This is a genomic window from Billgrantia endophytica (assembly GCF_002879615.1).
GTDB classification, from domain to species: domain Bacteria; phylum Pseudomonadota; class Gammaproteobacteria; order Pseudomonadales; family Halomonadaceae; genus Halomonas; species Halomonas endophytica.
The window spans coordinates 286,239-299,450 of sequence record NZ_PNRF01000037.1 but is presented as its reverse complement, the minus strand read 5'-3'; the positions used below and the strand labels follow the sequence as shown (position 1 = coordinate 299,450).

The 13,212-nt window shown below is 65.7% G+C and carries 13 protein-coding genes; 11 read left to right on the top strand and 2 right to left on the bottom strand.

The genetic code is table 11. The annotated features are described in order from the left end of the window. The first annotated feature begins 19 nt into the window (after positions 1-19). On the top strand, positions 20-928 hold the full coding sequence (locus tag C1H69_RS18735; RefSeq protein WP_102654885.1) for a LysR family transcriptional regulator: 909 nt from the start codon (positions 20-22) through the stop codon (positions 926-928). Positions 929-959: 31 nt separating this feature from the next. On the opposite strand, the gene C1H69_RS18730 is transcribed toward C1H69_RS18735, so the two are convergent. Next, positions 960-1,991, bottom strand: coding sequence for a LacI family DNA-binding transcriptional regulator (locus C1H69_RS18730; protein ID WP_102654884.1), 1,032 nt, complete (start codon positions 1,989-1,991; stop codon positions 960-962). A gap of 94 nt (positions 1,992-2,085) precedes the next feature. Here C1H69_RS18730 and ltnD point away from each other — a divergent pair, with 94 nt between their 5' ends. The 10 genes from ltnD to C1H69_RS18680 all read left to right on the top strand — a co-directional run bounded on the left by ltnD (position 2,086) and on the right by C1H69_RS18680 (position 12,298). Then, positions 2,086-3,021, top strand: a complete 936-nt coding sequence (gene ltnD / locus C1H69_RS18725; protein ID WP_240610003.1) for an L-threonate dehydrogenase — start codon at positions 2,086-2,088, stop codon at positions 3,019-3,021. A 2-nt stretch (positions 3,022-3,023) separates the two neighbouring features. Further along, positions 3,024-4,334: a 3-oxo-tetronate kinase gene (gene otnK, locus C1H69_RS18720; protein WP_102654883.1), complete on the top strand. Its 1,311-nt coding sequence runs from the start codon at positions 3,024-3,026 to the stop codon at positions 4,332-4,334. Continuing rightward, positions 4,331-4,978, top strand: a complete 648-nt coding sequence (otnC, locus tag C1H69_RS18715) for a 3-oxo-tetronate 4-phosphate decarboxylase (RefSeq protein ID WP_102654882.1) — start codon at positions 4,331-4,333, stop codon at positions 4,976-4,978. Before otnK ends, otnC begins: the two co-directional genes overlap by 4 nt. A 39-nt stretch (positions 4,979-5,017) precedes the next feature. Continuing rightward, a complete protein-coding gene (otnI, locus tag C1H69_RS18710; RefSeq protein WP_102654881.1) occupies positions 5,018-5,842 on the top strand; it encodes a 2-oxo-tetronate isomerase in 825 nt (274 codons plus the stop codon). Positions 5,843-5,908: 66 nt separating this feature from the next. Continuing rightward, positions 5,909-6,871 (top strand): D-erythronate dehydrogenase, encoded by a 963-nt coding sequence (gene denD / locus C1H69_RS18705; protein WP_102654880.1) that lies wholly within the window; start codon positions 5,909-5,911, stop codon positions 6,869-6,871. Between the two features lie 67 nt (positions 6,872-6,938). Next, positions 6,939-7,946, top strand: coding sequence for a TRAP transporter substrate-binding protein (locus C1H69_RS18700; protein ID WP_102654879.1), 1,008 nt, complete (start codon positions 6,939-6,941; stop codon positions 7,944-7,946). Between the two features lie 59 nt (positions 7,947-8,005). Next, a complete protein-coding gene (locus C1H69_RS18695; protein WP_102654878.1) occupies positions 8,006-8,602 on the top strand; it encodes a TRAP transporter small permease in 597 nt (198 codons plus the stop codon). After that, positions 8,599-9,873, top strand: a complete 1,275-nt coding sequence (locus C1H69_RS18690) for a TRAP transporter large permease (RefSeq protein WP_102654877.1) — start codon at positions 8,599-8,601, stop codon at positions 9,871-9,873. Before C1H69_RS18695 ends, C1H69_RS18690 begins: the two co-directional genes overlap by 4 nt. A 50-nt stretch (positions 9,874-9,923) precedes the next feature. Further along, positions 9,924-11,384 (top strand): aldehyde dehydrogenase family protein, encoded by a 1,461-nt coding sequence (locus C1H69_RS18685; protein WP_102654876.1) that lies wholly within the window; start codon positions 9,924-9,926, stop codon positions 11,382-11,384. Between the two features lie 26 nt (positions 11,385-11,410). Further along, the gene (locus C1H69_RS18680; RefSeq protein ID WP_102654875.1) at positions 11,411-12,298 is read left to right on the top strand and encodes an NAD(P)-dependent oxidoreductase; all 888 of its coding nucleotides are present in this window, start codon (positions 11,411-11,413) and stop codon (positions 12,296-12,298) included. Positions 12,299-12,358: 60 nt separating this feature from the next. Here C1H69_RS18680 and C1H69_RS18675 read toward each other — a convergent pair whose 3' ends face one another. Further along, the gene (locus C1H69_RS18675) at positions 12,359-13,210 is read right to left on the bottom strand and encodes a M90 family metallopeptidase (RefSeq protein ID WP_102654874.1); all 852 of its coding nucleotides are present in this window, start codon (positions 13,208-13,210) and stop codon (positions 12,359-12,361) included. Positions 13,211-13,212: the final 2 nt, after the last annotated feature.

Here is a 13,212-nt window from a genome sequence, read left to right as displayed (position 1 = left end):
GAATTGAAGTGGAGAAAACATGGCGCAGCTCGATGACCTGGCCTTCTTTCAGCGGCTGGCGCGTACCGGCAGCCTTACCGCCGCGGCCCGGGAGCTGGGGCTGTCGCTGTCGGCGGTCAGCAAGCGGCTCAAGCTGCTGGAGGCGCGTCTCGGCGTGGAACTCGCCAGCCGCACCACGCGAAGCCTGGCCCTCACCGCCGAGGGGGAGCGCTACCTGGAGCGCGGGGCGGCGATCCTCGAGGAGCTGGCCGAGTTGGAAGAGGCCCTGGGCGAACAGCAGGCGGCTCTCTCCGGGCCGCTGCGGGTCAATGCCACCTTCGGCTTCGGCAGGCACCACGTGGCGCCGCTGCTCTCGGCCTTCTGTTCACGATACCCCGGCGTCGAGGGCGTGCTGGAACTGAGCAACTACCCGCTGAGCCTGGGGGACCAGGGGTTCGACATCGGCGTTCGGGTGGGAGAACCGCCCGATTCCCGGCTGATAGCGCGGCGTATCCTGGCCAACCGCCGGGTGCTGTGCGCCTCACCCGACTACGTGGCGCGCATGCCGCCGCTGGCAGGCCCCGCCGATCTCGGCACGCACGCCTGCCTGGTATTGCGCGAGAACGACAGCGACTACGCGGTGTGGCGATTCCAGCGTCGCGGTGGTGGCCAGGAGCAATCGGTCAAGGTGGCGGGACCCCTGGCCAGTAACGACGGGGAGGTGATCGTGGGGCTGGCGCTGGACGGACACGGCATCGTCCTGCGCTCCTGGTGGGATATTCACGAGTATCTGGCCAGCGGCGCCCTGATCGAACTGCTGCCCGAGTGGCAGGGAGTCTGTGCCGATTTTCATGCCGTCTATCAGCAACGCCGCCACGTGCCGGCTCGCCTTCGTGCCTTCGTCGACTTTCTCGAACAAGAGATGCCGGGACGGGTGCCGGCGCGCTAGTCGCTTGGCGGAGGCGGCCGTCGGCACGCTATCAGGTGCTGCCACCGATCAGCAGCTCGAAACCCACGTCGTGCTGCCGTCGCGTCACCCGCTTGGCGTCGAGGCGTTTCAACACCTCCTCGGCCGCCAGTCTTCCCATGTCCTCGCGGGGAGAGCGTATGGTGGTCAGCCTCGGGGTGACATGCTGGCCCAGGGGCAGTCCGTTGAAGCCGGCGATGGCGATGTCGCCCGGGATCGTCAGGCCGAGTCGCCGTGCCCGCAGCAGCGCGCCGGCTGCCAGGTCGTCATTGGCGAAATGGATGGCATGGGCACCGGGGCAGGTGTCCAGCACCTGTTCCAGTCCGGCAGCCCCGGCGTCGAGGCTGCCCAACTGGTCCAGCTCTATCATCGGCGCTGCCAGCCCTGCTGCCTGCAGCACCTCGCGATGCCCCTCGAACCGCATTCTGGCCCGGTAGTCCCGGTCCAGGCAGGCGCCCACGTAGACGATGGACCGGTAGTCTTGCCCCAGCAGATGCCTCGCCATGCAGCGTCCGGCTTCGTGGTGGTCCAGGCCGACGTTCAGGTCGAGGGCGTCTCCCAGCTCCATGACTTCCATGATCGGCTTGTCCCAGTTGCCGAGCAGGCTACGGCAGGCTTCGCTGTGGCGCAGGCCGGCGGTGACCAGTGCCGAGCAGGACCAGCCAAGAAAGGTGCGTATCAGCTGGTATTCACGCTCGATGTTGTAGTCGGTGTTGCCGAGCAGGATCTGGTAGCCCTGACGCTCGAAGGTGTCCTGTAGCCCCTGGATCACCTCGATGAAGACGGCGTTGGCCAGTGAGGGCACGATCACCGCGATAAAGCGCGAGCGTGACGAGGCAAGGCTTCCGGCCACCAGGTTCGGTACATACCCTAGGCGCTCGACGGTGGCGAGCACCTTGACCCTCGTTTCGGCATTGACGCGCTCGGGGGTATTCAGCGCACGTGACACGGTAATGGCCGAGACACCGGCGGCGTCCGCCACCTGTTGCAGGGTGGGCTGTTCCGATCCGCGGCGGCGGCGTGTCGTTTTTCTCTTGTCCGACATTAGTCGTACTCCTGGGCACTTTCCTTGCTGCGGCTCTGGCGATCATCTAAAACTATGTTAGCGCTAACATGGTAGCGCTAACAGGAGGCGACAAGTGAATGACACGTCGGCAAGCGGACCACGAGTGGGTGTGATCGGCCTTGGGGCCATGGGCATGGGGGCGGCGATGGTCCTGCTGGAGAGGGGGGCGAACGTCATCGGCTGCGATGTGAGCGAGCCGGCACGCCAACGCTTCGAGCGAAGTGGGGGGCAAAGCGTTGCGTCGCCCGCCGAACTGGCCGAACGCTGTGATGTGGTACTGGTGGTCGTGGTCAATGCCGATCAGGTCGAGCAGGTGCTGTTCGGTGACCATGGCCTGGCGGGGCGGATGGCTCCAGGCGGCCTGGTGATCCAGTGCGCCACCGTGGCGCCGAGCGTGGCCCGCAGGCTTGGTGAACGCTTGTCGGCCGCTGGCCTCGAGATGCTCGACGCGCCGATCAGCGGCGGTGCCGTAAAGGCCAGGGCGGGACAGCTCTCGGTCATGGCGTCGGGCTCCCCGGAGGCTTTCGCCAAGGCAGAGTCCGTGTTCGATGCCGTGGCGGCCATTGTCCACCGGCTGGGAGATGTGCCGGGGACCGGCTCCGGCATGAAGCTGGTCAATCAGCTGCTGGCCGGCGTGCATATCGCGGCGGCGGCGGAGGCGGTGGCCCTGGGTATCCGCATGGGTCTCGATCCCGATACCGTCCATGAGGTCATTACCCATTCGGCGGGAAATTCCTGGATGTTCGAGAACCGCGTGCCGCACATTCTGGCCGGCGACTATACGCCGCTGTCCGCCGTCGACATTTTCGTCAAGGATCTGAATATCGTCCATGAAACGGGACGTGAACTGGCCATGCCGACACCGGTGGCCGCCAGCGCCCTGCAGCAGTTCACCGCCGCAAAGGGGGCCGGCTACGGAAGGGAGGACGACTCGGCTGTCATCAAGGTCTATCAGCGGCTGTCGGGCATCACCCTGCCGGGAGCGGCCGGTGATGCGGAGGGGGCCTGACGGTGGCTATCGTATTGGGTGCCATCGCCGACGACTTCACCGGCGCCACCGACCTGGCCAATAACCTGGTGCGCGGCGGCATGCGCTGCGTGCAGTTGAACGGCGTGCCCGACCAGGCGCTGGGGCCGTTGACCGATACTTCCCGGGGCATCGATGCCGTCGTCATCGCCTTGAAGTCCCGCTCCTGTCCGGCGGACAGGGCCGTTGCCGATTCGCTGGCGGCACTGGAGTGGCTGCAGGCCCGGGGCGCACGCCAATTCTTCTTCAAGTACTGCTCCACCTTCGATTCCACCGACGAGGGCAATATCGGCCCGGTCAGCGATGCGCTGGCCAAGCGTCTTGGCGCCCGTCAGACGGTGATGGTGCCGGCCTTTCCGATCAATGGGCGCACGGTCTATCAGGGCCACCTGTTCGTGGGCGACCGGCTGCTCAACGAGAGTGGCATGGAGCACCATCCGCTCACCCCGATGCGCGATGCCGACCTGGTCCGGGTGTTGGCGCGCCAGAGCGCGCATCCCGTTGGCCTGGTGCCGCGCTCGGTGATCAGTCGGGGCAGCAAGGCGACCCGCCGGCACCTCGATGACATGGCCCGGCAGGGGGTTCGTCAGGCGATCTGCGACACCCTGGACGAAGCCGACCTGGCAACCCTGGCGGCAGCCGTCGTGGACTTTCCCCTGGTGACCGGTGGCTCCGGGCTGGGCCAGGTGCTGCCGGAGCAGTATCGGCGGCGGGGCTGGCTGGCCGAGGTGACCCGTCCCGGGCTATTGGCACCCGCCTCGGGCGGTGCCCTGGTGCTGTCGGGGAGTTGCTCGAAGGCGACACTGTCTCAGGTCGACCACTTTCTGGCACGGCATCCCGGGTTCGCGCTGGACCCCCAGGCACTGGCCGAAGGCGCCACCCATCTGGCCGAGGCGTTGGCCTTTGCCCGTCGTGAGCTGGCAGGCGGCGGCCCGGTACTGCTGTATGCCTCGGCCGATGCCGAACGGGTCGGGCAGGCGCAGCAGGCGCTTGGTGTCGAACGGGCCGGAGCATTGGTCGAAGCGGCTCTGAGCACGCTGGCCTCGACCCTGGTCGAGGAAGGTGTGGGGCGGCTGGTGGTGGCGGGTGGCGAAAGCGCCGGGGCCGTGGTCTCGGCACTGGGCGTACGCGCCATGCGTATCGGCGAGCAGATTGCCCCCGGCGTGCCCTGGACCCAGGCGACCCTGGCCGGCCACGAGGCGCCGCTGTCGCTGGCGCTGAAGTCCGGTAACTTCGGCGACGCCGATTTTTTCACCCGGGCCTTCGAGGTTCTCATGAGGGAGGCGAAGCGATGAGCGGGCATGACGAGAATCGCCTGCGCGAGCAGATCGCCACCCTCGGGGAGTCGCTGTTCGCTCGGGGGCTGACCATGGGCTCCAGCGGCAACATCAGCGTGCGACTGGACAATGGAGGCTGGCTGATGACACCCACCAACGCCTGCCTGGGACGGCTCGATCCCGCCCGTATCTCGCGGCTGGACGAGCAGGGGCGGCTGCTGGGGGGTGACCGGCCTACCAAGGAGAGCTTCCTGCACATGGCGATGTATGACGAGCGGCCCCGATCCGGCGCCATCGTACACCTGCATTCGACCCATTCAGTGGCTGTCTCCTGCCTGCCGGAGATCGACCCCTGCGACTGCATTCCGCCGCTGACCGCCTACTATGTCATGCGGGTGGGCAAGCTGCCCCTGGTGCCCTATCACCTGCCCGGTGACCCGTCGCTGGGCAATGCGGTGCGCGGCCTGGCGGGCAAGCACAGTGCGGTGCTGCTGGCCAATCATGGCCCGGTGGTGGCCGGCAAGACGCTGGAGGCGGCGGTCCACGCCACCGAGGAGCTGGAGGAAACCGCCAGGCTTTTCCTGTTGCTGCGCGGGAAGAACCCGCGTTGCCTGACACCCGGGCAGGTTGCCGAACTCGAGGCGCGCTTTCCACGCGACTGAACCCTCTTTGACAGAATCCGACACGATCAGGATGCCCCCATGATTCGACTGGCCGCCAACCTCAGCATGCTGTTCACCGAGCATGCGTTCCTGGACCGCTTCGCGGCAGCCGCCGATGCCGGCTTTCACGGCGTCGAGTACCTGTTTCCCTATGCGCATGAGCCCATGGCACTGAAGGCGGCGCTACAGGAGAGCGACCTGCGGCAGGTCCTGTTCAACCTGCCGCCCGGTGACTGGGACGCGGGGGAGCGTGGGCTGGCGAGCCTGCCGGGGCGCGAGGCGGAATTCCGTGACGCCGTGGTCGAGGCACTGCGCTATGCCGAGGCGCTGGACTGCCAGCGGGTGCACGCCATGGCCGGGTTGCTGCCGGCCGATGCCGATGCCGTGGTTCGGGCGGCGCATCACGCCACTTACCTGAACAATCTGCGCTTCGCCGCCAACGAGGCAGCGAAGGTGGGGTGCCAGGTGCTGATCGAGCCGATCAATACCCGGGACATGCCGGGTTACTTCCTGTCGCGCCAGGCCCAGGCCATGGCGGTGCTCGAAGCGGTGGGAGCCGACAACCTTCGCTTGCAGTTCGATCTCTATCACTGCCAGGTCATGGAGGGCGACCTGATTCGCCACCTGGAGCGGCAATTCGGGGCCATTGGCCATATCCAGATCGCCGGGGTACCGCAGCGCCATGAGCCCGACAGGGGGGAAATCCACTATCCCGCCATCTTCGAACGTCTCGAATCGCTCGGCTACGCCGGCTGGGTGGGCTGCGAGTATCGCCCCGCTGGCGGCACCCGCCAAGGGCTGGAGTGGGGGCGAGAGCATGGCCTGACGCCTGACGCCGCCAGGAACACCCGGTCGAACGGATGAAGGGCACGCACGACGGCGACATGTCAGCAACACGACCGCAACAACGATAACGAAGGCGAGGCTCACATGCATATTGTCATTACCGGTGCCGCCGGCTTCCTCGGCCAGCAGCTCGTGGAACGGCTGCTGGCCGAGGGTGAACTCAATGGCCAAACCATACGTCACCTGACGCTCGTCGATATGGCCGAGCCACCCATGCCGGCCACCGACGGGGTCGAGGTGACACGGCTGGCACTGGATATCACCGAGCCGGGTGGACTCGACGCGGCGCTGGCCGCGGGGCCCGATGTCATCTACCACCTGGCTGCCGTCGTCAGCGCCGCCGCAGAGACGGACCTGGAACTCGGCATGCGGGTCAACTTCGACGCCACCCGGGCACTGCTCGAGGGATGTCATGCCCGTGGCCTTGCCGAGACGCGCCTGGTCATGGCCAGTTCGGTGGCGGCCTATGGCGGCGAGTTGCCCGAGGTGCTCGACGACATGACCGCGCTACAGCCGCAGAATTCCTACGGTGCCCAGAAGGCCATGAGCGAGCTCTTGATCAACGATTACAGTCGTCGCGGCCTGGTGGACGGTCGGGTGTTGCGCCTGCCGACCATCATCATTCGCCCGGGGCGTCCCAACGCGGCGGCATCGAGCTTTGCCTCGAGCATCCTGCGCGAGCCCCTCAACGGCGAGGAGGCGGTATGTCCGGTGTCCACCGACCTGGCGATGTTCGTGATGTCACCGGAAAAGGTGATCGAGGCCCTCATACACGGGGCCGAGGTACCGGGCGACGCCCTGGGGCCCTTCCGTGCCTTCATGCTGCCGGGCATTACGGTCACGGTGGCGGAGATGCTCGAGACCCTGCGCCAGGTGGCGGGCGACGAGGCGGTTGCCCGCGTGCGTCATGAGCCCGATGCCCGCATCTCGGCCATCGTGTCCGGCTGGCCCTCCCGATTCACCACGCGTCGCGCCCGAGAGCTGGGTTTTCGGGGCGATGGCAGCCTGCGTGAAATCGTCGATGCCTTCCTGAACGGAAAGGCATGACGGCGCTCCTGTCCGAGACAGGCAGCACGAAACCCGAGGTGTTCCACGACGAAGAGGTAACAAAACAATGAAAACGCTATTCGCACGCCGCACCTTCACCGCCACAGTCAGTGGCCTTTCCACCTGTGCCCTGGCCGTCGTTGCCGCCAACGCACAGGCGGCCCAGGAGGTCAGCCTGGGCCACACGCTATCGTCCACTTCCCATTACGCCGTCGGTGCCCAGGCCTTCAAGTCGACGCTGGAAGAACTGAGCGATGGGGCCTTCACCGTTAACGAATACACGTCCGGTTCCCTGGGCGGCGAGCGGGAGATGATCGAGGGACTGCAGATCGGCACCGTGGATGTCGTCATCACCTCCACCGGGCCGCTGGGCAACTTCGTGCCGGAAACCTACGTGCTCGATCTGCCGTTCCTGTTCGAGAGCTATGACCAGGCTCGCTGCGTGCTCGACAGTGAGCTGGGTGATGAACTGCTCGAGAAGATGAGCGACCACGAGCTGGTCGGCCTGGCCTGGAGCGAGAATGGCTTTCGCCACATGACCAATAGCCGGCGTGAGATCGCCACGCCAGCCGATGCCGATGGCCTGCGGGTCCGCACCATGGAGAACGAGGTGCACCAGGAGGCGTTCCGGCAAATGGGTGCCCGCCCGACCCCAATGGCGTTCCCCGAGCTGTTCACCGCTCTGCAGCAGGGCACCGTGGACGGCCAGGAGAACCCGATCACCGTGATCGTGGCCACCAATTTCTGGGAGGTGCAGGACTACCTGTCGCTGACCGGGCACGTCTATTCGCCATCTGCGGTGCTCGGCTCGCCGATCCTGCTCGATGGATTGAGCGACGAGGAACGCGAGTGGTTCCACGAGGCGGCCCGTGCCTCGGCCGAGGCGACCCGCGAGGAGGTCTCGCGCCTGGAACGCGAAGGAGTGGCGCTTCTCGAGGAGAATGGCATGACGGTCAAGACCGATATCGACATAGGCCCCTTCCAGCAGGCGGTCGAGCCGGCCTATGAGATCTTCACCTCGCAGCACGGCAGCGAAATGCTCGAGCGTATCCAGGAAAAGGCCGCCAGCTGCTGAACTCTCCCCAATAGCGGTCTCCGGCAAGCTGCTGGAGGCTGCACTACGCGAGGTGATATATGGCCGTCGTGTTGCTTCGACTGGAATATCAACTGACTCGTTTGGCCATTCTGATTGCCGTGGCCATGCTGATCGTCTCGGTCACGCTCAGCTTCTATCAGGTACTGACCCGATTCGTCTTGAATGCGCCGTCCACCTGGACCGAAGTCGCCTCGCGGGCGGCGATGATCTGGTGCGTGTTCATGGCGGCTGCCGCCACCTATCGCGGTGGCTACATGATGGCCGTGGAAAGCATTTACCGACTAGTACCCAAGCGGCTGGTGCTGGTACTGGAGATCGCCATCGTGCTGTGCAGCCTGGTGGTGCTGGCGGTGCTGATCCATTTCGGCATTCAGATGACGCTGCGGGTCAGCAATCAGACCATGTCGGGCCTGAATATTTCCATGTCATACGCTTATGCGGCGATTCCCACCGGTGCCAGCTTTGCCATCGTGGCGGTGATCGCCAGGCTGCTGGCTCAGGCGACCGGACGCGAGCCCATTGGCCCGGACAACAGTGAGATCAGCCCCGAGATCGAGCTGCATGACGTCCGGCAGGCATCCGGTAACCATGAGGTGCGGACGGAAAAGGTGGATGAGCAGGGGCCCCGCCAATGAATCTGGTCATTGGCTTGTCACTGGTCATCCTGTTTGCCGCCGGGGTGCCGATTGCCATCTCGATCGTCCTGGCCTCGATCATCGGCATCGAGTTTTTCTCGAACCTGCCGTTGCTGATGGTGCCCCAGCAGATGTTCATCGGCATCGACAGATTCCCGCTGATGGCGATTCCCTTCTTCATCCTGGCCGGTAACCTGATGGCGGCGGGGGGCATCTCCCAGCGCCTGGTGGACCTGGCCAAGTCGATCATCGGTGGCGTGCAGGGTGGCCTGGCGATGACCTGCGTATTGACCTGCATGATGTTCGCTGCGGTATCGGGCTCCAGCGTGGCGACTACCTTCGCGATTGGTGCCATCCTGATCCCGGCCATGGTCAAGCATGGCTATCCCAGGCCGCTGGCGGCATCGATCCAGGCCTCGTCGGCGGAGCTCGGTGTATTGATACCGCCGTCGATTCCATTGATTCTGTTCGGGGTCAGCACCAATACCTCCATCGGGCAGCTGTTCCTCGCCGGTGTCGGTCCGGGCCTGCTGGTCGGTAGTGCCCTGATCCTGTTCCTCTACCTGTTCTGCAAGGCCAAGGGCTATGGCCTGAATGATCATCGGGACAGCGCCAGCTTCGTCGTCTCTTTTCGGCGCGCCTGGGCCGCCATACTCATGCCGGTAGTGGTACTCGGCGGAATTTACGGAGGCGTATTCACGCCGACCGAGGCGTCTGCCATCGCGGTGTTCTACGCCCTGGTGGTGGGCGGATGCGTCTACCGTGAGCTGAAGTGGGACGACCTGTGGCCGATCCTGCGTCAGAGCGTGATCTCGACGGCGGCAGTGATGCTGATCATCTCCGCCGCCACGCTGTTCAGCTTTCTGCTCAGTCGCAGCGGGTTGCCGGCACAGATTGCCGCCTGGGTCACGGATATCATCAGCGACCCGCTGATGTTTCTGCTGGTGGTCAACGTGGTGCTGCTGTTGATTGGCATGTTCGTCGAGACCTCGGCGGCGATTCTGGTGCTGGCGCCAATCCTGACGCCCATCGCCATTCAGTTCGGTATCCATCCCGTGCACTTCGGACTGATCATGGTGGTCAACCTGGCGCTGGGCATGATCACGCCGCCGCTGGGTGTCAACCTGTTCGCCGCCTGTGCGGTGGCGAAGATCTCGTTCGAGCAGATACTGCCCCAGGTAGTGCGTTTCGTCCTGTTGCTGATGGTTTGCCTGATGGCGATCACCTACATGCCATGGATCTCCATGGGGCTGGTTCGGCTGGTCTATTGATGTACAACGTGTTCTTCCCAAGAACGGTCAACAAAAACAAGGAACCAACGATGTCTTCCTTACTTGTCATGCCACCTCGCGACGCGCTCATCGCCGGTGAGTGGGTCGCGACACGCGAGCGGCTGGAGGTACGGACGCCTTCCAGCGGAGAGGTGATAACGCAAATTGCCCGTAGCCAGTCGTGGGAGGTCGAAACGGCGGTCGTGGCCGCCCGCAGCGCCTTTACGGGTGAGCTGGGCGACTGGTCGTCCTGGACGGCACGGCGGCGCAGCGAATGGCTGCTCGCCTTCGCCGAGATCATCGAGGCGAATCACGACAACCTGGCGGCTCTGGAGTGTGCCGATACCGGCAAGCCGATGACCCAGGCCCGGGGAGATATCACGGCCTGCGCCCGTTACTTTCGCTTCTATGGAGGGGCAGCCGACAAGCTGCACGGCGAGACCATCCCCTTCGAGAACGACTTTGCGGTGATGACCCTGCGCGAGCCTTATGGCGTCTGCGCCCAGATCATTCCCTGGAACTACCCCGCCCAGATCTTCGGGCGCTGCGTGGCGGCGGCGTTGGCGGCTGGCAATACCGTAGTGCTCAAGCCGGCCGAGGACGCTTGCCTGAGCGGCTTGCGCCTGGCCCAGTTGGCCTGCGAGCATGGTCTGCCGCCCGGTGTGCTCAATGTCGTGCCCGGCCTAGGCAGGGAGGCGGGCGCTGCCCTGGCGGCTCACCCCGGCATCGACCATCTCTCGTTTACCGGCTCGCCGGAAACGGGAACGCATGTTGCCCAGGCCGCCGCCGTCCATCATGTACCGGTGACCATGGAGCTGGGCGGCAAGTCGCCGCAGATCGTCTTCGCGGATGCCGATAGGGACGCCGCGCTGGAGGCGGTGGTCCGCGGGATCATCCAGAACGCCGGTCAGACCTGCTCGGCGGGCAGTCGCCTGCTGGTGGAAGAGAGCTGTGCCAAGGCCGTGATGGAACTGTTGATCGAGCGCTTCTCGACGCTGCGCTGCGATGCGGGTGAGGCGGATGCCAACTGCGGCCCGTTGATCAATGCCCGCCAGCAGGCGAAGCTGGAAGCGCGCCTGGCGGCAGCCGCCGAGGATGGCATCCGCGTGGCGGCAAGGGGAGAGCTGGCCGCTGGCGCTCCCTCCGGTGGCCATTTCGTGGTGCCGCAGATACTGACGGATATTCCCGCCGGCCATGACGTACTCCAGGAGGAGCTGTTCGGCCCGGTGCTGGCGGTGCAGACCTTTGCCGACGAAGCGGAAGCCCTGCGGCTGGCCAATGCCACCGACTTCGGCCTCTGTGCCGGGGTGTGGACCCGCGACGGAGGTCGGCAGCTGCGACTGGCCAAGGGCATTCGCAGCGGCCAGGTGTTCGTCAACAATTACGGTGCCGGGGGCGGCATCGAGCTGCCCTTCGGCGGCGTCGGGCGCTCCGGGCATGGCCGGGAGAAGGGCTTCGAAGGCCTGAAGAGCTATACCCGTCTCAAGACCGTCGCCATCAAGCATGGCTGAGTGATCCAACCAGAAGGAGCGACACGATGAGTCAGGCATTTCGAGTGGGCCTGGTGGGCGTGGGCCTGATGGGCCACGGTATCGCCGCCAATATCCTGCGTGGGGGTCACTCCCTCTGCTTTCTAGACCACCCCGGCAACCAGCCGGTGGAGCACCTGCTGTCAGCCGGCGCGGTAACGAAGGAGAGCGGCCGTGAGGTGGCTGAAGCCGCCGATATGGTCATCCTCTGTGTGACCGGCTCACCCCAGGTGGAAGCGGTGCTGTTCGAGCCCGGCGGGGTATTGGAAGGATTGCGGGAAGGCGGCGTGGTGATCGACTGTTCCACGGCGCTGCCCCGTTCGACCGGGAAGGTGGCGGCCCGGGTGGAGGAGGCCGGCGGACGCTTCATGGATGCCGCCATGACCCGCACGCCCAAGGAGGCCGCCGAGGGCAGGCTGAATCTGATCGTCGGGGCGCCGGAGGCACTGTTCCAGGAGGTTCGGCCGCTGCTGGAGTGCTTTGCCGAGAACATCGCCCATGCCGGCCCGGTCGGGGCGGGCCACACCCTCAAGCTGCTGCACAACTTCGTTTCGCTGGGCTTTACCGGGGTGCTGGCCGAGGCCGCCGCGGTGTCGCGGCGGGCGGGTATCGAAGACGAGATATTTCTCGACGTGCTGGGCAAGGGCGGCGGCGGCGGCGTGATCCTGGAGCGCCTGCGACCCTACATCGCCGCCGGCGACGCTTCCGGTTTCCGCTTCAGCGTGGCCAACGGCCTCAAGGATATCGGCTACTACCACACCATGACGGAGGATCTCGATGCCGCCCATGGCGTGGCCGATGCGGTGCTGGCGCTATACCAGTCGATCAGCGATGCCGGTTACGCCGACCGCCCCGTTCCGGAGCTGGTCAGCCTGCTCGGGCCGGCAAAGCGCTGACCTCCGATATCGCAACGGGTCACCAATCGCGTCGCGCAGCGCACCTCGACGCCTTCGGTGTCACGGCGCGGATCGATCATGGTATCCCCGGCGGTCATGGGAGGCGAGGGCGTGGTCATCGGGCAGTCGCACCAGTGGGTCCTGGCGAAAGTAGCGTGTCAGCAGTTCATAGAGGGCGGGGTAGGCCTCGTGGAGTACATCGGGAGCGGTGAAGAAATACTCGCAGCACACCGCAAAGCATTCCCCGGGGTGGCTGGCGGCATAGTCGTCGATGGGGGTGGGCTCCTCGCGGACGAGGTGTGCCTGGAGGTCGTCCCATACGCCGATGAAGACCCGGTGCCACTCCTGCGGGTCGATATCCCGGGGCAGTGGCGGGAAGCCATCGACATCCAGCGAATTGCCCAGGTCGAGCTTGTGGGCGAGCTCATGGAGCACGACGTTGAAGCCGTCGAGGCCGCCGCTCTCCATCAGATCGGGAAAGGCGACCACCACCGGGCCCTGCGACGAGGTCTCGCCGGCCCGTTCGTCCACGTATTCGTGCATCACGCCGAACTCGTCCATCTCCTCCACATGGCGGCGGAATGCCTCGGGCAGGATCAGGATCTCGTGAACGCCGCTGAAGGCGTCGACATGGTCGTCGAAGGGCCAGCCCAGCGTCAGCAGGCAGGCCTGGGCGGAGAGCGCCAGTTGGGCCGCCAGGTCGAAGGGCGTCTGCCCGGCAAGCTCGGGGTGCAGGCTCAGCCGCTTGACGTGCAGGAAATGCCAGGCCCGGCGTCCCAGGCGCTCGGCTTCGTCGTCGTCGAGTGCCGCTAGCAGCGGCAGGCGCGCGCGTGCTTCGGCCCAGGTCGCCGCGGGGAAGGGGTGGCGAGCGGCGAAGCGCTCGGCCCGCCAGCGGCGCAAGCGGCCCAGCATGG